23 protein-coding genes and 1 pseudogene are annotated in these 19787 nt (G+C 73.3%); 9 read left to right on the forward strand and 15 right to left on the reverse strand.

What is annotated here, in order from left to right:
* Window positions 1-7 precede the first annotated feature (7 nt).
* From AC07EG_RS22745 to AC07EG_RS22755, 3 genes are read right to left on the reverse strand one after another with little or no spacing between them, the layout of a single operon-like run.
* Entirely contained in the window at window positions 8-778 is a 771-nt protein-coding gene (locus AC07EG_RS22745; RefSeq protein ID WP_478255157.1) for a putative protein N(5)-glutamine methyltransferase, read from the reverse strand.
* A gap of 21 nt (window positions 779-799) precedes the next feature.
* Window positions 800-1378, reverse strand: a complete 579-nt coding sequence (locus AC07EG_RS22750; protein WP_478255158.1) for a YdeI/OmpD-associated family protein — start codon at window positions 1376-1378, stop codon at window positions 800-802.
* On the reverse strand, window positions 1375-1773 hold the full coding sequence (locus AC07EG_RS22755) for a VOC family protein (protein ID WP_478255159.1): 399 nt from the start codon (window positions 1771-1773) through the stop codon (window positions 1375-1377). The genes AC07EG_RS22750 and AC07EG_RS22755 overlap by 4 nt, the downstream gene beginning before the upstream one ends.
* Before the next feature lie 86 nt (window positions 1774-1859).
* Between AC07EG_RS22755 and AC07EG_RS22760 the strand changes: the two genes are divergently transcribed.
* A complete protein-coding gene (locus AC07EG_RS22760; protein ID WP_478255160.1) occupies window positions 1860-2816 on the forward strand; it encodes a helix-turn-helix transcriptional regulator in 957 nt (318 codons plus the stop codon).
* Here the strand turns inward: AC07EG_RS22760 and AC07EG_RS22765 are convergent.
* Window positions 2813-3637, reverse strand: a complete 825-nt coding sequence (locus AC07EG_RS22765) for an alpha/beta fold hydrolase (protein WP_478255161.1) — start codon at window positions 3635-3637, stop codon at window positions 2813-2815. The genes AC07EG_RS22760 and AC07EG_RS22765 overlap by 4 nt on opposite strands.
* A gap of 95 nt (window positions 3638-3732) precedes the next feature.
* Between AC07EG_RS22765 and AC07EG_RS22770 the strand changes: the two genes are divergently transcribed.
* The 3 genes and pseudogenes from AC07EG_RS22770 to AC07EG_RS22780 all read left to right on the forward strand — a co-directional run.
* Complete coding sequence (locus AC07EG_RS22770; protein ID WP_478255162.1) at window positions 3733-4092, forward strand: YciI family protein; 360 nt, start codon at window positions 3733-3735, stop codon at window positions 4090-4092.
* Window positions 4089-5330: an RNA polymerase sigma factor gene (locus AC07EG_RS22775; RefSeq protein WP_478255163.1), complete on the forward strand. Its 1242-nt coding sequence runs from the start codon at window positions 4089-4091 to the stop codon at window positions 5328-5330. The genes AC07EG_RS22770 and AC07EG_RS22775 overlap by 4 nt, the downstream gene beginning before the upstream one ends.
* 54 nt (window positions 5331-5384) lie before the next feature.
* A pseudogene (locus AC07EG_RS22780) lies at window positions 5385-5996 on the forward strand (alpha/beta fold hydrolase); the annotation flags it as partial.
* A 24-nt stretch (window positions 5997-6020) separates the two neighbouring features.
* Here the strand turns inward: AC07EG_RS22780 and AC07EG_RS22785 are convergent.
* Window positions 6021-7364, reverse strand: coding sequence for an MFS transporter (locus AC07EG_RS22785; protein WP_478255164.1), 1344 nt, complete (start codon window positions 7362-7364; stop codon window positions 6021-6023).
* Window positions 7365-7437: 73 nt separating this feature from the next.
* On the opposite strand from AC07EG_RS22785, the gene AC07EG_RS22790 reads away from it, so the two are divergent.
* Window positions 7438-8052, forward strand: coding sequence for a TetR/AcrR family transcriptional regulator (locus AC07EG_RS22790; protein ID WP_478255165.1), 615 nt, complete (start codon window positions 7438-7440; stop codon window positions 8050-8052).
* A 63-nt stretch (window positions 8053-8115) separates the two neighbouring features.
* On the opposite strand, the gene AC07EG_RS22795 is transcribed toward AC07EG_RS22790, so the two are convergent.
* From AC07EG_RS22795 to AC07EG_RS22810, 4 genes are all read right to left on the reverse strand, one after another.
* The gene (locus tag AC07EG_RS22795) at window positions 8116-9309 is read right to left on the reverse strand and encodes an FAD-dependent monooxygenase (protein WP_478255166.1); all 1194 of its coding nucleotides are present in this window, start codon (window positions 9307-9309) and stop codon (window positions 8116-8118) included.
* Window positions 9310-9377: 68 nt separating this feature from the next.
* Window positions 9378-10064 carry a YqeB family protein gene (locus tag AC07EG_RS22800; RefSeq protein WP_478255167.1) on the reverse strand — a complete coding sequence of 229 codons (687 nt, stop codon included), beginning with the start codon at window positions 10062-10064 and terminating at the stop codon, window positions 9378-9380.
* A gap of 32 nt (window positions 10065-10096) precedes the next feature.
* On the reverse strand, window positions 10097-10465 hold the full coding sequence (locus AC07EG_RS22805) for a DUF1801 domain-containing protein (protein ID WP_478255168.1): 369 nt from the start codon (window positions 10463-10465) through the stop codon (window positions 10097-10099).
* A 29-nt stretch (window positions 10466-10494) separates the two neighbouring features.
* Window positions 10495-11085: a DUF998 domain-containing protein gene (locus AC07EG_RS22810; protein ID WP_478255169.1), complete on the reverse strand. Its 591-nt coding sequence runs from the start codon at window positions 11083-11085 to the stop codon at window positions 10495-10497.
* Between the two features lie 135 nt (window positions 11086-11220).
* Between AC07EG_RS22810 and AC07EG_RS22815 the strand changes: the two genes are divergently transcribed.
* Window positions 11221-11541, forward strand: a complete 321-nt coding sequence (locus tag AC07EG_RS22815; protein ID WP_478255170.1) for a YciI family protein — start codon at window positions 11221-11223, stop codon at window positions 11539-11541.
* Window positions 11542-11548: 7 nt separating this feature from the next.
* Window positions 11549-13489 (forward strand): sigma-70 family RNA polymerase sigma factor, encoded by a 1941-nt coding sequence (locus tag AC07EG_RS22820; protein ID WP_478255171.1) that lies wholly within the window; start codon window positions 11549-11551, stop codon window positions 13487-13489.
* On the opposite strand, the gene AC07EG_RS22825 is transcribed toward AC07EG_RS22820, so the two are convergent.
* The 3 genes from AC07EG_RS22825 to AC07EG_RS22835 are packed head-to-tail and all read right to left on the reverse strand — an operon-like array spanning window position 13486 to window position 15735.
* Window positions 13486-14742, reverse strand: a complete 1257-nt coding sequence (locus AC07EG_RS22825) for a hypothetical protein (RefSeq protein ID WP_478255172.1) — start codon at window positions 14740-14742, stop codon at window positions 13486-13488. The genes AC07EG_RS22820 and AC07EG_RS22825 overlap by 4 nt on opposite strands.
* Window positions 14739-15323 carry an RNA polymerase sigma factor gene (locus AC07EG_RS22830; RefSeq protein ID WP_478255222.1) on the reverse strand — a complete coding sequence of 195 codons (585 nt, stop codon included), beginning with the start codon at window positions 15321-15323 and terminating at the stop codon, window positions 14739-14741. Before AC07EG_RS22830 ends, AC07EG_RS22825 begins: the two co-directional genes overlap by 4 nt.
* Window positions 15324-15369: 46 nt before the next feature.
* A complete protein-coding gene (locus AC07EG_RS22835) occupies window positions 15370-15735 on the reverse strand; it encodes a winged helix-turn-helix transcriptional regulator (protein ID WP_478255223.1) in 366 nt (121 codons plus the stop codon).
* A gap of 97 nt (window positions 15736-15832) precedes the next feature.
* Here AC07EG_RS22835 and AC07EG_RS22840 point away from each other — a divergent pair, with 97 nt between their 5' ends.
* Together AC07EG_RS22840 and AC07EG_RS22845 are read left to right on the forward strand one after the other, a co-directional pair.
* On the forward strand, window positions 15833-16522 hold the full coding sequence (locus AC07EG_RS22840; RefSeq protein WP_478255173.1) for an NAD(P)H-binding protein: 690 nt from the start codon (window positions 15833-15835) through the stop codon (window positions 16520-16522).
* A complete protein-coding gene (locus tag AC07EG_RS22845) occupies window positions 16522-17343 on the forward strand; it encodes a haloalkane dehalogenase (RefSeq protein ID WP_478255174.1) in 822 nt (273 codons plus the stop codon). The genes AC07EG_RS22840 and AC07EG_RS22845 overlap by 1 nt, the downstream gene beginning before the upstream one ends.
* A 111-nt stretch (window positions 17344-17454) precedes the next feature.
* Here the strand turns inward: AC07EG_RS22845 and AC07EG_RS22850 are convergent, their stop codons facing one another.
* The 3 genes from AC07EG_RS22850 to AC07EG_RS22860 are packed head-to-tail and all read right to left on the reverse strand — an operon-like array spanning window position 17455 to window position 19678.
* Window positions 17455-18420 (reverse strand): transporter, encoded by a 966-nt coding sequence (locus AC07EG_RS22850; RefSeq protein WP_478255175.1) that lies wholly within the window; start codon window positions 18418-18420, stop codon window positions 17455-17457.
* Window positions 18417-19289 carry an ABC transporter ATP-binding protein gene (locus AC07EG_RS22855; protein ID WP_478255176.1) on the reverse strand — a complete coding sequence of 291 codons (873 nt, stop codon included), beginning with the start codon at window positions 19287-19289 and terminating at the stop codon, window positions 18417-18419. Before AC07EG_RS22855 ends, AC07EG_RS22850 begins: the two co-directional genes overlap by 4 nt.
* Window positions 19286-19678: a GntR family transcriptional regulator gene (locus AC07EG_RS22860; protein WP_478255177.1), complete on the reverse strand. Its 393-nt coding sequence runs from the start codon at window positions 19676-19678 to the stop codon at window positions 19286-19288. Before AC07EG_RS22860 ends, AC07EG_RS22855 begins: the two co-directional genes overlap by 4 nt.
* Between the last annotated feature and the right edge of the window lie 109 nt (window positions 19679-19787).

Consider the following 19787-nt stretch of genomic DNA (forward strand, 5'->3'; position numbering starts at 1 on the left):
GTGGACGTTAGCAGCGGGTGCTGATGACGGTGCCGATGACAGTGCCGATGACGACGGTGCCGTCGAGTTCTTCGGAGTGGGTGATCCGGGGTCGCAGTCCGGCGTCGGTGAAGGCGGCGGCGGTGAGGGGTGCCTGTGCGCGGCTGGTTTCGATGAGCAGGTGGCCGCCCGGGGTGAGCCAGCCGGGGGCTTCGGTGGTGATGCGGCGGTGGAGGTCGGTTCCGTCGTGGCCGCCGTCGAGGGCGGTGCGGGGTTCGTGGTCGCGGGCTTCGGGTGGCATGGTGGCGATGGCGTCGGTGGGTACGTAGGGGGCGTTGACCACGAGCAGGTCGATGCGGCCGCGCAGGTGTGGGGGCAGGGCGGTGAACAGGTCGCCTCGGTGGACCTGTCCCCCGGCTGGTTCGACGTTGCGGCGGGCGCAGCGGACGGCGGCGGGGTCGAGGTCGGCGGCGTGCAGTTCGATGTTTCCCAGTTGGGCTTTCAGGGCGACGGCGATGGCGCCGGTGCCGCAGCAGAGGTCGACCACGACGTGGCCGCCGAGGGTGGTGGCTTGGTCGACGAGCCATTCGGTGCGGCGGCGTGGGACGAAGACGCCGGGGTCGACGGTGATGCGGTGGCCGTGGAATTCGGCCCAGCCGAGCAGGTGCTCCAGGGGTAGGCCGGCGACGCGGCGGGTGACGAGGTCGTCGAGTTCGGCGGGGGTGGTGGCGGCTTGGGTGAGCAGGCGGGCTTCGTCTTCGGCGAAGACGCAGCCCGCCTGGCGGAGTCTGTTGATCACTTCGTGCACGGGGCCGGGACGCTACACCGTGGTGCCGGGGTGGTTCGCGCGGATGCCTGCCGCGGCGAGTTCGACGGTCCGGTTGATGCGTCGTTGTCGGGTTTCGGGGCGTTTGGCGGTGAGGATCCAGGCGAGGATGCGGGTTTGGGAGGAGGGTGGGAAGCGTTCGTAGTTGGCGAGTGCGGTGGGGTTGTCGTCGAGGCGGTGTTGGAGGTCGGCGGGGACGAGGCGGTTTTCGGCGTCGGTGAGGGCGGTCCAGGTGCCGGTGCGGTGGGCGAGGTCGATGAGGGCTTGGCCGTGGTGGGTCATGCGGCCTTGGGCGATGAGGCGTTCGGCGCGTTCGCGGTTGATGCGGCTCCAGTGGCTGCGGGGGTTGCGGGGGCTGAAGCGCTGGTAGCGGCTGTGGTGGTCGCGGCGGACGGAGGTGCTGTCGATCCAGCCGTAGCAGAGGGCTTCTTCGACGGCCTGGTCCTGGCGCAGGGTGGGGGTGCCGCTGTCCTGGCGGTGCAGGACGAGCTGGACTTCGGTGGCGGTGGTGCAGTGGCGGGCGAGCCAGTCGCGCCATTCGGCGGGGTCGGCGGTGTCGAGCACGGTGGTCACTGCTTCTCCCCCAGGATGTCGAGGTAGTGCTGGTTGTACATGATGCCGAGGACGTTGCCGAAGGGGTCGGTGACCGCGGCGGTGATGAAGCCGGGGCCGTGTTCGGTGATGGGTTCGTATTCGGTGGCGCCGAGGTCGAGCAGGTGGGTGAAGGCGGCTTCGATGTCGTCGACGTGCCAGTTGGCGATGGCGCCGCCGGGTTCGGACTGGCCGCGGTGTGGGGCGTAGGCGGCGTTGACGATGCCGAATTCGTGCTGGTAGTCGCCGATGCGGAACTCGATGTAGCCGGGCATGCGGTTGAAGTAGGGCTCGATGCCGAAGAGTTCGGTGTACCAGGTTTTGGCGGCTTCGAGGTCGGCGGCGTAGAAGGTGGTCTGGGCGAGTCCGCGGAGCATTTGGGGGTCCTTTCCGTTGGTGTTGGGGAGGAGTCTTCCGGGTAAAGTGCTCATCTTGTGCGCACTTTGTTTGCCAGACTTGGGGCATGCGTGCGGATCGGCTGGTGGCCACGTTGTTGCTGATGCAGTCGCGGGGGCGGGTGACCGCGGCGGAGGTGGCTGGTGAGCTGGAGGTGTCGGTGGCCACGGCGCGGCGGGACCTGGAGGCGTTGTCGGCGGCGGGGGTGCCGGTGTACCCGCAGCCGGGGCGGGGTGGGGGGTGGTCGCTGGTGGGTGGGGCGCGGACGGATCTGAGCGGGTTGACCTCGGTGGAGGCGCGGGCGTTGTTCCTGCTGGCCGGTCCGGGGGCGGCGGTGTCGGCGGAGGCGCGGTCGGCGTTGCGGAAGCTGGTGCGGGCGTTGCCGGACACGTTCCGGGCGGAGGCGGAGGTGGCGGCGAGTGCGGTGGTGGTGGATTCGTCGCGGTGGGGTGAGGGTGAGCGGGAGCGGCCGGAGCTGGTGGGGTTGCTGCAGGAGGCGACGGTGCGGCGGCGCAAGGTGCGGTTGGTCTACACCGGGCGGGATCGTGAGCGGCGGACGCGGCTGGTGGAGCCGTGGGGGTTGGTGGACAAGGACGATCTCTGGTACCTGATCGCCGGGACCGAGGGTGGGCAGCGGACGTTCCGGCTGGATCGGATCGCCGAGGCGGTGGTGACCGAGGAGCCGGCGGCGCGGCCGGCGGGGTTCGAGCTGGCGCGGGCGTGGCGGCGGGTGGTCGAGGAGGTGGAGCGCCGCCGGGGTTTGGTGTCGGCGACGGTGTTGATCGAGGAGCGGTTCGTGCCGGTCCTGCGGTCGCATTTCGGGCGGCACTGCGAGGTGGTGGGGGTGGCGGTGGATGGGCGGGCGCGGGTGCGGCTGGCCGCGCCGGCTCCGGTGATGATCGCCCAGCAGCTGGCCGGGTGGGGGGCGCAGGTGGAGGTGGTGGAGTCGGAGCCGGTGCGGGCCGAGCTGGCTCGGATCGGGGTGGAGTTGACGCGTCGCTACGGTGCGCCGGGCGGTGCTTAGGTGGTGAGGATCTTGCGGGTGAGGGCGGCCGCGGTGGCGGGGTGTTCGTCGAAGCCGCCGTGGCCGCCGGGGTAGAACGCCGGTTGGACGCCGAGTGCTTCGGCGACGGCGAGGGCGGCTTGGTGGGCGGTTTGGCCGTGGGAGTCTTCGCCGACGGCGATGGTGATGCGGGTGGGCAGGGCGCGCAGGGCGGTGTAGTCGGGGCGGTAGTCGCCGAGGGCGTGCATCAGGTGCTGGAAGAAGAAGTCGAGGTTGGGTTTCATCCTGGCCATTTGCTCGCGTTGTTCGGGGGTGGGTTCGGCCTGCTGGTCGCCACCGTCACCACTGTCACCGCCGAGGCCGGCGCCCGCGGCGAACACGCCGACGGCGGCGAAGGCGCCGCCGGTGCGGTAGGCCTCGTCGATGGCGGCGGTGCGGCGGGCTTCGTCCTCCTGGTCGGGCAGCAGCGAGGTGATCGGGGGTTCGTGCAGGATCGCCGCGCGGATCCGGCCGGGGTGGCGGCGCAGGAGTTCGAGTGCGGTGATGCCGCCGCCGCTGCTGGCGAAGACGTGGCCGGGTTCGGTGGACACGGCGGTGAGCAGGCGGTGGGCGTCGTCGGCGTGCTGGCCGATGAGGTCCTCCCCCGGTGCTCCGTCGATGGCGCTGCGGGAGAGGCCGCGGGGGTCGTAGGTGATCACCGTGTGGCTGGTGGCCAGTTCGGGGGCGAAGCGGGCGAACGAGCCGGCGTCGGCGGGGCCGCCGGGGATGCAGAGCAGGGCGGGGCCGCTGCCGTGCACGTCGTAGTGCAGGGTGGCGCCGGGGACGTCGAGGGTGCGGGACATGGGTTGCCTTTCTGGCTGTGGCTGTCGCCTGCTCGACGTACGGTAGGCGCCCGTACCGACAGAAACCGGGCGGGAAGCGGAGGAGGAGGGACGCGGTGAAGTACCTGTTGCTGATCGGTGGCGAGGACACCGGGGAGGAATCGGTCGAGGTGTGCGGGCGTGCGGAGGTGCAGGCGTGGGTCGAGGAGATGACCCGGCGCGGGGTGCTGCTCGACGGGGAGTTGCTGCACCCGGCGGAGGACGCGACGACGTTGCGGGTGCGTGGTGGTGAGGTGTTGCTGGCCGACGGGCCGTTCGCGGAGACGAAGGAGCAGGTCGGCGGGTACAGCTTGATCGAGTGCGCGGATCTGGACGAGGCGGTCGGGGTGGCGGCGGCGCATCCGGTGGCGCGGTTCGGGGTGATCGAGGTGCGCCCGGTGGTCGATCCGGCGGAGCTGCCGCCGGAGGCGCGGTGAGCGCTGGGGTCCGCGAGGCGGTCGCGGCGGCGTTCCGGCAGGAGTGGGGTCAGGTGGTGGCCACGCTGATCCGGGTGACCGGTGACTGGGAGCTGGCCGAGGAGTGCGCGCAGGAGGCGTTTTCCGCGGCGTTGCGGCGCTGGCCGCGGGACGGGGTCCCGCGGCGACCGGGGGCTTGGCTGACCACGACGGCGCGGAACCGGGCGATCGACGTGCTGCGGCGGGAGGCGGTCGGGGCGGCGAAGTTGCGGGAGCTGGCGGCGATGGGCACGCCGCCGCCGGAGGAGGAGGTGCCCGACGAGGGCGGGGTGGCCGACGACCGGTTGCGGTTGATCTTCACCTGCTGTCATCCGGCGCTGGCGTTCGAGGCGCGGGTGGCGTTGACGTTGCGGACGCTGGCGGGGTTGAGCACGGCGGAGATCGGGCGGGCGTTCCTGGTGCCGGAGGCGACGATGTCGCAGCGGCTGGTGCGGGCGAAGCGGAAGATCCGCAATGCCGGGATCCCCTACCGGGTGCCGCCGCCGCACCTGCTGCCGGAGCGGGTGAACGCCGTGCTGGGGGTGTTGTACCTGTTGTTCAACGAGGGGTATTCGGCGTCGGCGGGGGCCGAGTTGGTGCGGCGGAACCTGAGTGCGGAGGCGATCCGGCTGGCGCGGGTGCTGGTGGGGTTGATGCCGGACGAGCCGGAGGCGCTGGGGTTGCTGGCGTTGTTGCTGCTGCACGACGCGCGGCGGGAGGCGCGGGTGGATGCCGCCGGTGAGCTGGTGTTGCTGGAGGAGCAGGACCGGTCGCGGTGGGACGGGGCCGGGATCGAGGAGGGCACGCGGTTGCTGGAGTCGGCGTTGCGGCGGCGGCGTCCGGGGCCGTACCAGTTGCAGGCGGCGATCGCGGCGTGCCACGCGACGGCGGTGCGGGCGGAGGACACCGACTGGGCGCAGATCGCGGCGTTGTACGAGCGGCTGGCGCGGGTGGTGGATTCGCCGGTGGTGCGGTTGAACCAGGCGGTGGCGGTGGGCATGGCGGAGGGGCCGGAGGCGGGGTTGCTGCTGGTGGACGAGCTGGCCGGGGTGTTGCCCGGTTATCACCTGCTGCCGGCGGCCAGGGCCGATCTGCTGCGGCGGCTGGGGCGGGTGGCGGAGGCGGCGGTGGCTTACCGGCAGGCGCTGGAGCTGGCGCCGACCGGGGTGGAGCGGCGGTTCCTGGAGAAGCGGCTGGCGGAGGTGTCGGTCCGGGCGTAGTGCGTTCGTCGGTGGGCTGGAAGACCGGGCGGGCCGGGTGGTCGAGGAGGGCCGATGGCGACTTTTGTGCTGATCCACGGTGGTGGTGGCAGCGGGTGGGAGTTCCACTTGCTGGCGCCGGAGTTGCGGGCGCTCGGGCACGAGGTGGTGGCGCCGGACCTGCCGATCGAGGATCCGGCCTGCGGGCTGGTCGAGTTCGCCGACGCGGTGGTGTCCGCGGTGGGTGCGCGTGAGGACCTGGTGGTGCTGGGGCACTCCTACGGCGGGCTGGTCGCTCCCCTGGTCTGCGATCGGCTGCCGGTGCGGTTGCTGGTGCTGCTGGCCGGGATGATCCCGCGGCCGGGTGAGCCGCCGTCGCGGTGGTGGGCCAACACCGGGCATGAGTCCGCTGTGGACGTGGAGGTGGATCCGGTCGGGGCGTTCCTGCACGACGTGCCGCGTGAGCTGGCCGAGCTGGCGCTGGCGAAGGGGCGGGCGCCGGCGGGTGGTGAGTGGGAGCAGCCGTGGCCGCTGGCGGCGTGGCCGGTCGTCCCGACCCGGTTGCTGGTGTGCCGGGACGACCGGTTCTTCCCGCTGGGGTTCATGCGGCGGGTGGCGCGGGAGCGGCTCGGGATCGAGCCGGAGGTGATCGAGGGCAGCCACGGGGTGGCGTTGTCGCGGCCGGGGGAACTGGCCGCGCGGTTGCACGCGCTAGCGGCCGAAGAGCGCTCCGCTGAGCAGTGCTCCGGCCAGCACCAGCCCGGCGGCCACGGCGGCGGCGAGGGCGTGGCCGTGGACCTGGGTGGCGGTGGTCGCGGCTCCGGCGGTGGCGATGCCGTTGAGCACGGCGATGCCGATCGAGCCGCCGAGTTGCTGGGCGGTGCTGACCAGCGCGGAGGCGGTGCCGGTGTCGCGGGGGCCGGCGCCGGTCAGGGCGGCGCTGATGCTGGGTGAGACGACCAGTCCGGTGCCGAGGCCGAAGACGAGCTGGGCGGGCAGGATCCCGCCGGTGTAGGTGCTTTCGGGGGTGAGCCCGGTGAGCAGGGCGAGCCCGCCGGCGGTGAGCAGCATGCCGGGTACGACCAGCAGGCGGGGGCTGAGTTTGGCCATCAGCCTGCCGGAGAGCTGGGAGGCGGCGAGCATGGTGGCCGCGGTGCCGGGCAGGATGGCCAGCCCGGTGCGCAGCGGGTCGAAGCCGAGCACCTCCTGCAGTTGGTAGGTCAGCACGAGCATGGTGCCGAACATCGCCGCCATGGTGGTGGCGATCGCGGTGAGCGCGCCGAGGCGGCGGCGGTCGGTGAGCAGGCGGGGTGGCAGCAGCGGGTGGGTGGTGCGGCGCTGGCGCAGGGCGAAGGCGCCGAGCAGCGGGGCGGCGGGGACGAGCCAGAGCAGGGGGCCGGTGGTGGCCTGGACGAGCGCGGCGGCGCCGGGGACGCCGAGCAGCACGCTGAGCGGGTCCAGGTGCAGCGGGTGGCGCGGGGTTTCGGGTAGCAGGGCGGGGGTGAGCGCGGCGGTCACCACGGCGATGGGCACGTTGACGTAGAGGCACCAGCGCCAGTCGAGGGTGGTGGTGAGCAGGCCGCCGGCGAGCAGGCCCGCGGCTCCCCCGGCGCCGACGACCGCGCTGAACCGGCCGAAGGCGCGGCCGCGTTCGACCGGGTCGGTGAACAACGCGGTGAGCAGGGCCATCGCGGTGGGGGCGAGCAGGGCGGCGAAGGCGCCTTGGGCGGCGCGGGCGCCGATGAGCAGGCCGCCGTTGACCGCCGCTCCCCCGGCGGCTGAGGCCAGGCCGAAGCCGAGCACGCCGATCAGCAGGGCGCGGCGGCGGCCGACGGCGTCGGACAGGCGCCCGGCGGGCAGCAGCAGGGCGCCGAAGGCGAGCAGGTAGGCGGTGACGACCCAGTGCCGGTCGGTGTCGGAGATGCCGAGGTCGTGCTGGGCGGTGGGCAGGGCGACCTGCACGATCGTGGTGTCGAGCAGCACCATCAGCTGGGCGGTGCAGAGCAGGGCGAAGCCCGGCCAGCGGCGGGCGGTGCGGGTGGTCGTGGTGGTCATGGCGGCAGCCTGGCAGACCAAAGTTAACTCGGTCAAGTTTTGAACCAGGACAACCGGGAGTTAGCATGCCGCCATGAGCCTTCGGGAGCGGAAGAAGCTGCGCACACGGCAGGCGATCTCGGACGCGGCGATCTCGCTGTTCCTCGACGCCGGCTTCGACCGGGTTTCCGTGGCCGAGGTGGCCGCGGCCGCCGAGGTGTCCAAGCCGACCCTGTTCAAGTACTTCCCCGCCAAGGAGGACCTGGTCATCGACCGGCTGGCCGACCACCGCGAGGAAGCCGCCGCGGTGGTGCGCGCCGCGGCCGGGCAGCCGCCGCTGGCCGCCCTGCACGCGCACTTCCTGGCCGGGCTGGAGCGGCGCGACCCGATCACCGGGCTGTGCGACGAGCCCGAGGTGCTCGCGCTCAACCGGCTGATCTACGACACCCCGGCGCTGGTCGCGGGCATGTCCCGGTTCCACGACCACGCCGTGGAGGCGCTCACCACCGCGTTGCGCGAGGTGACCGGGCGCAGCGGCCTGGTGCCGCGCCTGGCCGCCGGGCAGATCGTCACCGTGCAGCGCCTGCTCGCGCTGGAGAACCACCGCCGCATCACCGCCGGCGAGGCGGCCGCGCAGCGCTACCTCGCAGCGGCCGCCGAAGCCGACCAGGCGTTCGGCCTGCTGCGCTCGGGCCTGGACGGCTTGTGAGGCGGACCTCCCGGTCGCGAACTCGTCGAAGGACCGGCTGCGCCGACGCCTTCAGCGCCGCTGTCAAGCGCGGCTGCGGGGTGCGGGCACCGGGTAGTCCGGGAGCGTGATGTTCCTGGCCGCCTTCGTGGTCATCCGGTCGAAGATCCCGGCCAGCCGCCGCCACGCCAGCGCCTTGTACACCTGGTTGCGGTGCCAGATCCGCAACCTCGTCGGCGGGGCGAGGAACGGGCCCGCGCCCTCGGCCAGCTTCTGGCAGCCCGCGGCGTAGTCCCGCATCCGCTCCTCGTAGCGCGGGAACGCCACCCGGTGGTCCCCGCCCGCCATGGCCAGCTCCCCCGCCAGCACGTAGGCCCCGACGATCGCGGTGCCCGTGCCCAGCCCGCCCAGCGTGGCCCCGTACCCGGCGTCGCCGACCAGGGCGACCCGGCCGCGCTGGAAGTGCGGCATGCGCACCTGGCTGATCGAATCGAAGTACAGCTCCGGCGCCGCCCACATCGCCTCCAGCAGCCGCGGCACCTCCCAGCCCGCCCCCGCGCAGCGGTCGGCGACCAGCTGCTTCTGCGCGGCCAGGTCGTGCCGGTCGTAGTCCAGCGGCGCCGAGGGGAACACGAACCCGCCGTCGGTCTTGCCGCCCGCGCTGCCCAGGTTCACCCCGAGCCCCGGTTCGTTGTAGAGCACCCCGCTGTGGTCCAGGCCGAGGAAGTTGGGCACCTCGAACGCGGCGACGTAGTGGCCGAGGAACCGGATGAACCGCGACTCCGGGCCGAAGGCCAGCGCCCGGACGTTGGAGTGCAGCCCGTCCGCGCCCAGCACCAGGTCGAACGTGCGCGGCTCGCCGTGCTCGAAGCACACCCGCACCCCGTCGGCGCCCTCGGTCATCGACGCGATCGAATCGCCGAACAGGTATTCGGTGTGGTCCCTGGTGCGGTCGTGGAGCAGGCGGCTGAGCTCGTCGCGCTCGATCTCGACCTCGCCGCTCATGAACGCCGAGGGCAGCTTCGCCACCTGCCTGCCCCGCGCGTCGACGACCACCTGGTCACCCATGCCGGTCTGCCGCCGCCGCACCTCCTCGAGCACCCCCATCTCCCGCAGCACCCGCAGGTGCACGTCCCCGCGGAAGTCCACGGCGAACCCGCCCCCGCGCAGTCCGGGTGCCCGCTCGACCACGGTCGGGGTGAAGCCGTAGCGGTGCAGCCAGTGGGCCAGTGCGGGACCGGCGACGCTGGCGCCGGAAATCAGGATCTTCTTCGTCATGGCCGTGAGCCTGGGCCGCGGCGCTGACCGAATGCGCACCACCGGCTGTCAGTGCGGTCAGCAGGCGGTCAGCCGGTGGTGCGCCAGTACTGCCGCTTCTTCTCCTCGCGGACGAACACCCCGGCCTTGACTAGTTCCCGGCGCAGCTCCCGCACCTCCTCGCCCTGGTCCTCGGCCAGCGCCTGCTGGCGCGCCCGCAGCAGCGCGTTGGCCCGGCCGGACAGCTCGGGGGTGCCCTCGACCCAGAGCCGGTAGTCCTCCCGGAACGGGTCGCCCTCGGCGTGCCAGGGATAACCGTGTTCCTCGAACGCCGCCCGGACCCGCCGCTTGCCCAGGTCCGAGGCTTCTCTGGCCAGTTCGTCACCGGCGGTGCCCAGCAGCACCACCTTGTTGCCGTCGTGGAACACCGCCCCGACCCCGGCCCGGTCGAACCGCTGGCTCTTCCCGCCCCGGCTCAGCATCACCTGCTCCGCCCCGACCTCGATGCGGAGCAGGTCCAGCTCGCCCAGCAGCGCCAGCACCAGCCCGGCCACCGCGCCCAGGCCCAGCGCGCCGAGCGTGGCGGCGGGCTCGGGAATCGAGTCGACCAGCCGGAACGGGCCCTGGAACGGGAACCAGGCCAGCGTGGTGACCCAGCTCGCGGCCCGCTGCAGGCCCCACAGCAGCGCCGCGCCCAGCAGCGGGCAGGCCAGCCAGCCCAGCACCCGCCAGCCGGGAGCGAGCGCGACGACGGTCGAGGAGGAGGTGCGCGTCATGTCGGCGAATAATAGACCGCGTACTCGGTTTATCAATGAGCGGGCTGGACCAGTTCGCGGGCCTGGCGCAGCCACCCGGTGAACAGCTCCCCGTCGATGTCCTCCGAGGCACGCAGCTTGACCCCGGCCATCTCCCGCGCCCCGGGCTGCAGGCGCCCGGCGGGGTCGGCCAGCGCCTGCCCCTGCCAGAAACCGAAGGTGACGTATCCGCCGTGGGCCTTGACCAGGCACACCGGCGACTTGCCCGGCGCCGGTCCCAGGCTCCAGACCGGGTGCCCGTGCCAGAGCGCACCCGCGCCCGGCAGTTCGGCTTCGATCAGCGGCAGCAGCTCGCCGAGCAGGTCCCGCTGCGCTTCGGGCAGTGCGCCGAGGTAGTCCTCGACGGTGGTGAACTTGGGCATGATCGGTGTCCTTTCCGTGCAGGAGGGGGTCAGCGGTACAGGGCGGCGACGCGGGAGAGCCACACCATCGCGGCGATCCAGCCGGCGGCCAGGGTCAGCGAACCGGCGGTGCCGCCGCTCATCGCCCACAGGTCCCCGGCCAGCAACGCGGTCCCGGCCGCGTAGGAGGCCACCGCGCGGCGGCGCTGCCCGGCCCGGCCGAACTGCCTGCCCAGCACGTAGCAGGCGGCGATGCCGGTGCCGAAGCTGACCGTGCCCGCCACCATGTGCCCCAGGCTCGCCCCGCCGAACGGGTTCGCCGGGTCCATGACCAGCACCCCCGCCGCGACCATGCCGGCGCCGCTGACCGCGAGCAGCCGCGCCGCCCAGCGCCCGGGCAGCACCCGGCTCAGCCCGGCCGCCCCCAGCACCGAGAGCAGGCCGCCGACGAGGAAGTTCAGGATCTGCACCCAGCCCAGCGAGCCGACGCTGAGCATGCTCAGCGGCTGCACGGTCAGGTCGAAGCCCTCCCGGGTGGCGGCCTGCAGCAGCGAGACCGAAGCCCACAGCGGACCGGCGACCACCGCGCAGGTCAGCAGGGAACGGGTGGAGAGCGCGGGGCGGGAAGCGGTGAGGGTCATCGTGGTGCCTTTCGTCGAAATCTTCTCCGGACACCACCACGTCGTGCCCGCGATGTGACAGGGAACGGCTACATTCCCTGTCACATCGCCCGCCCGACGTGTCAGCGAAGGCCCCGAAACCCCGAGGAGAAGACGATGCGCTTTCTGATGATGTCCACCCCGACCGGCGAGACCACCAACCCCAACCTCGAGGCCGAGATGGGTGCCTGGATCGAGGAACTGACCGCCTCCGGGGTGCTGCTGGCCACCGGCGGCATGGCCCTGGCCGGCATCGAGGTCGCCGAAAGCGGCGGTGAGGTCACCGTCACCGACGGCCCCTACGCCGAGGCCAAGGAAGAGGTCGGCGGCTTCGCGCTGGTCGAGGTCCGCAGCGAGGAGGAGGTCGTGGAGCTCGCCCGCCGCTTCGTCAAGATGGTCGGCAACAGCCGCAGCGTGATCCAGCGGGTCTACAGCTGAGCTGCGGATGGACGCCCACCGCTCGATCGACGCGGTCTGGAAGCTGGAGTCGGCCCGGCTGGTCGCCGGGCTGACCCGGCTCGTCCACGACGTCGGCCTCGCCGAGGAAATGGCGCAGGACGCGCTCGTGGCCGCGCTGGAGCAGTGGCCCGAGTCCGGGGTGCCGGACAACCCCGGCGCCTGGCTGATGACCGTGGCCAAGCGGCGGGCGATCGACCACCTGCGGCGGTCCCAGCGGCTCGAAGGGCTCGACGAGGCAGCCGAGCCCGCCGTCGCCGAAGCCCCCGCCGAACCCGAGCCGGACGACGTGCTCCGGCTGATGTTCCTCTCCTGCCACCCCGTGCTGCCCGCCCCGGCCAGGGTGGCGCTGACCCTGCGCCTGCTCGGCGGGCTCACCAACGCCGAGATCGCCAGGGCGTTCCTGCTCAGCGAAGCCAAGATCGCCCAGCGCGTGGCCACCGCCAAGCGCACGCTGGCCGAGGAACGCGTGCCCTTCGAACTGCCCGCCCGCGCCGAACTGGCCGGGCGGCTGTCCTCCGTGCTCGAAGTGGTCTACCTGATCTTCAACGAGGGCTACTCGGCCACCTCCGGCGACGACCTGATGCGCCCCGGCCTCACCCTGGAGGCCCTGCGGCTGGGGCGGCTGCTGGCCAAGCTCGCCCCGGACGAGGCCGAGGTGCACGCCCTGGTCGCGCTGATGGAGATCCAGGCCTCCCGCTCGGCCGCGCGCACCGGCCCCTCCGGCGAACCCATCCCGCTGCACGAGCAGAACCGCGGCCGCTGGGACCGCCTGCTCATCCGCCGCGGCTTCACCGCCATGCTCAAGGCCCGCGAAGCCGGCGGCAAACCCGGCCCGTACCTGCTGCAGGCCGCGATCGCGGTGTGCCACGCCCAGGCCCGCACCGCCGAGGACACCGACTGGGCCCAGATCGCCACCCTCTACGACGCACTGATCCGGCTGCTGCCCACCCCGATCGTCGGGCTCAACCGCGCGGTCGCCTACGGCCGGGCACACGGCCCCGCCGCCGGACTGGCCATGACCGACGCGCTGCTGGCCGATCCCGCGCTGCAGGACTACCACCTGCTGCCCGGCGTCCGCGGTGACCTGCTGGCCGCACTGGAGCGCAACGACGAAGCCCGCCTGGAGTTCCAGCGCGCCGCCGCGCTGACCCGCAACGCCGCCGAGCGCGCCTTCCTGCTGCGCCGCGCCGGCGCCCTGCCCGCCGACGGCACCCCGGTGCGCACCCTCGCCGACGCCGCCGCGGAGTTCCTCGCCACCCTCGACGCCCAGACCGCGCGCTCCTACGGCCAGACCCTGCGGCGCCTGCGCGCCACCCTCGGCGACCAGCTCCCCCTCGCCTCGCTGACCGCCGACCAGGTCACCCGCGTGTGCACCACCGCCTGGGGCCAGGCCGCGGGCGCCACCTGGAACCGGCACCGCGCCGCCGTGCGCTCGTTCGCCACCTGGACCGGGATGGACGACCTCGGCGCCGGACTCGCCCGCCGCGCCGAAACCCGCCCGCGCACCCCGCCGATCGAACCGGGCACCCTCGACGCGCTGTGCTCCGGCGAGCACGCGCTGCGGGAACGGACCCTGTGGCGGCTGCTGCACGAATCCGGGGCCGGCGTGCGGACCGTGCTCTCGCTCAACGTCGAAGACCTCGACCTCGACGACCGCCGCGCCAAGGCGGGGCGCACCTGGGTCACCTGGCGCTCGGGCACCGCCCGCCTGCTGCCGGGCCTGCTCGACGGGCGCACCCGCGGCCCGCTGTTCCTCGCCGGCCGCCGCCCCGGCCCCGCCCGCACCCCCGCGGCGGCCGACCTCTGCCCCGAGACCGGCCGCCGCAGGCTGTCCTACGAACGCGCCGAATACCTGTTCAAGCAGGCCACCCGCGCCCTGGACCCGGCAGGCCACGGCTTCACCCTGCGCCGGCTCAAACCACGCTAACCCATCGGGAAGCGCAGGGGCTGCTCAAGGATCAGCGTGTCCCGCGCGTCGTACAGGGCGACCGTCACCTCCTCCCGGGGCATGCTCAGCTCCGGATCCACGGCGAAGTCCTCGGGGAGCACGGTGAGGAACGTGCCATTCGCGACCACGGGTTTCAGCGGTGCCTTGCCACCACCCCGCCGCACCTCCATCCGCGTGGTCTCCGGCGGCACAAAACCCCCGGCGACCGGCCGGCCGCCGTCCGGCTCGGACCAGTTGATCCCGTTGGCGAACCCGCTCAAGCTGCGCAGCGGGCCGGACCCGGTGCGCAGCGGTTCCTCCGCGTGGTAGTGCCGCAAGCCGTCACGTTCGGTTATCTCGCAGAAGACCATGCGTTCGCCGTAAGTCCCGGTCAGCACCGTGGCCGGGCCTTCGGCCAGCGACGCCTTCGGCTGGAAACTGCCTGGGTCGAGGATGACCGCGCCCGACTCGGCCAGGCAGGTACCGAGCAGGCGACCGCGTTCACTGGTCCGGTCGACGCCGGAGGTGGGCCGGTCGACCACGCTCAGCGCGGGCGGCGGTGCGACCAGGGGCGCACCCTTCGTGGTGAACACCGCCTTCACCGGACTCGGCGCGTTCCGCCACAGGAACAGGCCGTCGACCGAGGGCACCTCGGTGTTGATGCCGGACGGACCGCCCGGCCGGGGCGGGAAACTCGCGCTGAGTGGCACCGAACCCTCGCCGATCCCGGCGAGGATCCCGTTCGGGCTCGCCAGCAGCGCCGCGGTCGAGGTCCCCGGCGCGTGGGCAGGGAGCGCGTTCGGGTCTGACACGGTCACCGTGGTCTCCGTGGTGTCGCAGACCACCGGCTTGCCCTCGGCCCGGGCCAGCACCGTCACCTGGTACGGCGCCAGCTCGGGCCGTGGCCTGGTGTTGGCCACCGGCCGCCACTGCTGCCGATCCGGGAACGCCCCGTCCTTGCCCGCGGTGCGCAGCGCCGCCCAACACCGGTCGAGCGCCTCCGCCGCCAGCTGCGGATCCAGGCTCAACCCCGGTGGCAACGCGGCCACCGACACCGGTGGCGGTTCCCCGGAGTCGGCCGTCAGCACGACGGCGCCACCGGCCAGCACCGCCACCGCGGCCGCGGCCACCGCCGGGCCCCGCCACGAACGCCGCCGCGGCCCGTCCATGCCCGCCTGCAGTTTCAGCCGGATCCCGTCACGCACCGCGTCGGGCAGCTCCCGCCGCGGCGGCAGGTCGAACTCGGTCGTCATTTCCCCTCCAGATCACGGCGCAGGCGGGCCCGAGCCCGCGACAGGTGAGCCCGCACCGAGGATTCGGCCAGGCCGAGCAGTTCGGCGGCGTCGGCGGGCGGCAGTTCACCGAGCAGGCACAGCTCCACCACGCGCCGCTGCGCCTTGGGCAGGCCGGCCACCGCCGCGGCCAGCTCCCGCAACCGGTCACCGGCGGTGACCCGCTCCACCACGGCATCGGCGTGGTCGGCCACCTGCGGCGGCGGCTCGGCCCGGCGCACCAGCCGCAGCCGGCGCGCCGAACTCCGGTGCTCGGTGCGCGCCAGGTTCCCGGCCACCGCGTACAGCCACGGCAACGCCGACTCGTGCACCAGCCGGACCTCCGCCCGCCGGCGCCAGGCGGTCAGGAAGGTCGCCGAAGCCAGGTCCTCGGCCACCGACCACGAGCCGGTCAGCCGGTAGGCGTGGTTCCACACCGCCTGCACGTGTCGGTCGAACAGGCGGCCGAAGGCATCGGCATCACCCGAGGCCGCGCGCTCCCACAGTTCGGTGTCGGGTTCGGCAGGAGGTGGCACCTTCACCCGTTTCGCTCTCACGGTCATCACACCGGTAGGTGACCGGCAACGCGGTGTCCGCTGCAGCCGGGTTTCAGCGGCGGCCACCGGCGGCGTCGTAGGCCGCCCGGGACCGCTCGACCTCGGGCAGGTGCACCGACCACTGCGCCAGCGCCGCGAACAACGGCGCCAGGCTGCGGCCCAGCTCGCTGATCTCGTACTCCACCCGCGGCGGGACCTCGCGGTGGTAGGTGCGCACCACCAGCCCGTCCCGCTCGAGCTGCCGCAGCCGCTGGGTCAGCACCTTCGGCGTGATCGTGGCGATCCGGCGCTCCAGCTCCACGAACCGCTGGCGCCCGTACTCGTGCAGCGCCCACAGGATCGGCGTGGTCCACCGGCTGAACACCACGTCCACCACCGGCGCGATCGGGCACGCCAGCTCCGGGGATGTGCTCTCGATCACGCGAACCGCCTCTCGCCGATACTTTCCTCTAGGTACCTACTATATCCGCGCCAGTAGCGTGCTCCGCAGTCCACAACAGACACCAGGAGCGAACATGATCGTGGTCACCGGAGCGACCGGCAACGTGGGGCAGCCACTGGTCCGGGCACTGAGCGGAGCGGACGCGCGGGTGACCGCGGTGTCCCGCCGCGGAACGGCGCCGGGCGTGCGCCACCACCACGCCGACCTGACCCGCCCGGACACCCTGCGGCCCGCCCTCGACGGCGCCTCGGCGCTGTTCCTGCTCACCCCCGGCCACTTCGACGCCACCGGGGTCGTCGAAACGGCCGTCACCGCCGGGATCCGCCGCATCGTGGTGCTGTCCTCGCTCGGGGTGGCCACCGGCAGGCACCCCGCCACCACCGAGCACGCCGTCACCACGCTGAGTCCGGAATGGACGGTGCTGTGCCCCGGCGGCTTCCACCGCAACACCCTGACCCGGCCGGGGCACCACGGCCGCACCCACACCCTGACCGGCCCGGCTCCGCTCACCCCGCGCGCGCGGGTCGCGGCCCTGGCCGCCGCGCTCGGGCAGCCGGTGCGCTTCGAGGAACTGACCCGCGCCCAAGCCAAGGCGGCGATGGTGCGGTTCATGCCCGAGCCGGTCGTCGAGTCCACCCTGGACCTCCTCGGTGCGCCGCTGCCCGCCGAACGCGGAGTCAGCCCGGACGCCGAGCGCGTGCTGGGCCGCCCGCCCCGGGATTTCGCCGCCTGGGCCGCCCGCAACGCCGCCGCGTTCCAGTGATGGCCGTGCAGCGCGTGCTCGACTCGACCATGGCCCACCGCGAGCTCGGCGACGGCGCCCCGATCGTGTTCCTGCACGGCAACCCCACCTCCTCGTACCTGTGGCGCCACGTGCTGCCCGCGGTCGGCCCCGGCCGGCGGCTGGCCCCGGACCTGATCGGCATGGGCGAATCCGGCAAACCCCCGATCGGCTACACCTTCGCCGACCACGCCCGCTACCTCGACGCCTGGTTCGACGCGCTCGGCCTGGACCAGGTGGTGCTCGTCGGCCACGACTGGGGCGGTGCGCTGGCCTTCGACCACGCCGCGCGCCACCCCGGGCGGGTGCGCGGCATCGCCGTCACCGAAACCATCGTCAAACCGATGACCTGGGCCGAATTCCCCGAAGCCGGGCGCGAGCTGTTCCGGGCGCTGAAAACCCCGGGCGTGGGCGAGGAGCTGATGCTCGACCGCGCGGTGTTCCTCGACGGCCTGCCCCCGGCCTACCGGAAGCCCTACCCGACGCGGGAGAGCCGCCTGCCGCTGCTGCGCTGGGCCCGCATGATGCCGCTGGACGGCGATCCCGCCGACGTGGCCGGCCGCGTCGAGCACCACGTCGACTGGCTCGCCACCAGCCCCGAGGTGCCGAAACTGCTGATCACCTTCCGCCCCGGTTTCGGCACCATGCTCACCGCAGACCTCATCGACTGGTGCACCACCCACATCACCGGCCTCGACCTCGCCGCCCACGACCTCGTCGCCGGCCACCACACCCCGGAAGACCAGCCCGAGGCGGTCACCGCCGCCCTCACCGGCTGGCTGGACCGGCACCACCTCAGGTGAGCTCGGCGTGACACCGAGCGCGCGGGCCGGCTCCATCGTGGTCGCCGGAACCAGCAAGGCGCTCAGCAGCCGCGTGGTCGCGCTGCTGCTCGCCCTGTCTGCTCTGCGGCGTCAGGACACGTGACGCAGCCTGCGAAAGCACCACCACACCAGCGCCCCCGACAAAGCCGCGAACAACGCCGTTTCCAGCCATTGCAAGGGCCAGAACCGCGACCCCGGCTGGTAGACCAGCCGCTGGTGGTAGCCCAGCTCGGCCAGTTGCGCGAAGCACGTGTGCACCCGGTGCAGGTCCGGCGGCTGCGGGGGAGGTGGCAGGCAGCCCCGCACCGCCTCGGGCAGGGGGCGGGCGGGGGTCCCCTGCGCGTCCACGGTTTCATCGGTGAGCACCCACGCACCCGCGGGCCTGCTCACCTGCAACGTGACGGGCACATCCCCCGACGGGCCCTCCTCGGACTGCACGCCTTCGATGGTCTGCGCGGTCAGCACCACCGACTGCTCCGTGGCGGGCAGCAGGTGCGGGCGCACCAGCAACGGCACAGCCAGCTGCACGGCGGCGAACACCACCAGCGTCACCGCCATCGCGGTCACCGTCCGCCGCAGCAGCAAACCCGCCGCGACGCCCAGCACCACCGCGAACACCGCGTAACCGGCCGGGGCGACCCCGCGTGCGGCGAAGATCGCCACCGCCACCCGCGGCTCGAACTCGGCGTCGGGGTCCACCGCCGCCGCCTCGTCCAAGGGAGCCGCCCACCAGCTCACCACCGCGCTCAGCAACCCCGCGGCGGCCACCGCGGCCGGCACCACCACCGCCAGCTTGACCGCCAGCCAGCGCCCCCGGCTCACGCTCTGGTTCCACACCAGGTGGTGCGTGCCCGCCTCCAGCTCCCGCGTGATCAGCGGAACACCCCAGAACACCCCCAGCAGCGCGGGCAGCGCGTACACCGCGACCTGCCCGCCCCGGTACAGCAGCTCCGCCTCCACCCGCCCGGCCACCACCAGCACCGCCACCGGTACCACCAGCACGCCGAGCACCGACAGCAGCGGCAGGCGGAACTGCCGCCACGCCAGCCAGGTCACCGCACCACCGCCAGCGACGGCGGCGCGGCGGCCGACTCCGCCAGGTACGCCAGCACCAGGTCCTCCAGGCTCAGCCGCCCGACCGTCCACACCGGATCCAGGATCGGCGCCGCGGTGCGCACCAGCACGGTGGACTGGCGCTCGGTGTGGCTGGCCGAGACCACCCCGGGCAACCGGTCGACCGCACGGCGCGGCCCGGTCAGCCGGTGGTGGGTGGCCAGCAGCTCCTCCACCGCACCGGCCAGCCGCACCCGCGAATCCCCCAGCACCACCAGGTGGTCGCAGACCCGCTCCAGCTCGGCGACCAGGTGGGAGGACAGCACCACGCTGAGCCCGTGCTCGGCCACCGCCGCCATCAGCTCCCCCAGGAACTCCCGGCGCGCCAGTGGATCCAGCGCCGCGACCGGCTCGTCGAGCAGCAGCACCTCGGGCCGCTTCGCCACGGCCAGCGTCAACGCCAGCTGCGCCCGCTGCCCCACCGACAGCTGCCCCGCCCGCCGCGCCGGAGCCAGCCCGGTGCGCGCGACGCGCTCCCGCGCCAGCGCCGCGTCCCAGCCCGGGTTCAGCCGTTCGCCGAGGCGCAGGTGCTCCGCCACGGTCAGTGACGCGTACACCGGCGCGTTCTGCGCGACAAAACCCACCTTCGCCAGCTGCCCCGGCCCGCTGCCCGGCACCCCGCCGCACACCTCGATCGTGCCCGCCGAGGGCACCAGCGTGCCCGCGGCCAGGTTGAGCAGGGTCGACTTGCCCGCCCCGTTCGGCCCGACCAGGCCGGTCACGTGCCCGGCGGGGATGTCCAGCGTGCACCCCGACAGCGCCCACCGGCGCCGGAACCGCCGTCCCAGCCCCCTGGCCCGCAGCACGCTCACGCGATGTCCTCCCGGGCGGTGTCGTGGAAGGCCGCGGTGAACAACGCCTCGATGCTCTCGTCGTCGAGCCCGGCCCGCCGCGCCTTCACCAGCCACCGCCGCAGGTCCTGCCGCAACGGCCCCAGCGCCCCCGGCGGCGCCCCGGACAGCGTCGCCGTGACGAACGTGCCCACCCCGGGCCGCGCCGCGACCAGTCCGTCGTGCTCCAGCTCCCGATAAGCCTTGAGCACCGTGTTGGGATTGATCGCCAGCGCGGCCACCACGTCCTTGACCTTCGGCAGCTGGTCGCCCTCGGCCAGCACGCCCAGCCGCAGCGCGTGCCGGACCTGCCGCACCAGCTGCTGGTACGGCGACAACCCGGACCGGCCGTCCAGGTGGAACTCCAGCACGCTACCTCCACTTGACTAGGTAGCTAGCACTATAGTTGCTGTTTCATCCCGAATTCATCGCCCGGCGCTAACTTCCCCCGGTGAACTTCCGCCATGACGAGGGGACACC

It is taken from the genome of Amycolatopsis sp. NPDC045836 (genome assembly GCF_056431745.1).

Coding starts and splice junctions, on each gene's coding strand:
- AC07EG_RS22755 (WP_478255159.1), bottom strand. CDS start 1,773: ATGCTCCGCGGACTCGCCCAGACCACCTTCTACGCCGCCGACCTCGAA.
- AC07EG_RS22760 (WP_478255160.1), top strand. CDS start 1,860: ATGCGTGCGGATCGGCTGGTGGCCACGTTGTTGCTGATGCAGTCGCGG.
- AC07EG_RS22765 (WP_478255161.1), bottom strand. CDS start 3,637: ATGTCCCGCACCCTCGACGTCCCCGGCGCCACCCTGCACTACGACGTG.
- AC07EG_RS22785 (WP_478255164.1), bottom strand. CDS start 7,364: ATGACCACCACGACCACCCGCACCGCCCGCCGCTGGCCGGGCTTCGCC.
- AC07EG_RS22790 (WP_478255165.1), top strand. CDS start 7,438: ATGAGCCTTCGGGAGCGGAAGAAGCTGCGCACACGGCAGGCGATCTCG.
- AC07EG_RS22795 (WP_478255166.1), bottom strand. CDS start 9,309: ATGACGAAGAAGATCCTGATTTCCGGCGCCAGCGTCGCCGGTCCCGCA.
- AC07EG_RS22800 (WP_478255167.1), bottom strand. CDS start 10,064: ATGACGCGCACCTCCTCCTCGACCGTCGTCGCGCTCGCTCCCGGCTGG.
- AC07EG_RS22805 (WP_478255168.1), bottom strand. CDS start 10,465: ATGCCCAAGTTCACCACCGTCGAGGACTACCTCGGCGCACTGCCCGAA.
- AC07EG_RS22810 (WP_478255169.1), bottom strand. CDS start 11,085: ATGACCCTCACCGCTTCCCGCCCCGCGCTCTCCACCCGTTCCCTGCTG.
- AC07EG_RS22815 (WP_478255170.1), top strand. CDS start 11,221: ATGCGCTTTCTGATGATGTCCACCCCGACCGGCGAGACCACCAACCCC.
- AC07EG_RS22820 (WP_478255171.1), top strand. CDS start 11,549: ATGGACGCCCACCGCTCGATCGACGCGGTCTGGAAGCTGGAGTCGGCC.
- AC07EG_RS22825 (WP_478255172.1), bottom strand. CDS start 14,742: ATGACGACCGAGTTCGACCTGCCGCCGCGGCGGGAGCTGCCCGACGCG.
- AC07EG_RS22830 (WP_478255222.1), bottom strand. CDS start 15,323: ATGACCGTGAGAGCGAAACGGGTGAAGGTGCCACCTCCTGCCGAACCC.
- AC07EG_RS22840 (WP_478255173.1), top strand. CDS start 15,833: ATGATCGTGGTCACCGGAGCGACCGGCAACGTGGGGCAGCCACTGGTC.
- AC07EG_RS22845 (WP_478255174.1), top strand. CDS start 16,522: ATGGCCGTGCAGCGCGTGCTCGACTCGACCATGGCCCACCGCGAGCTC.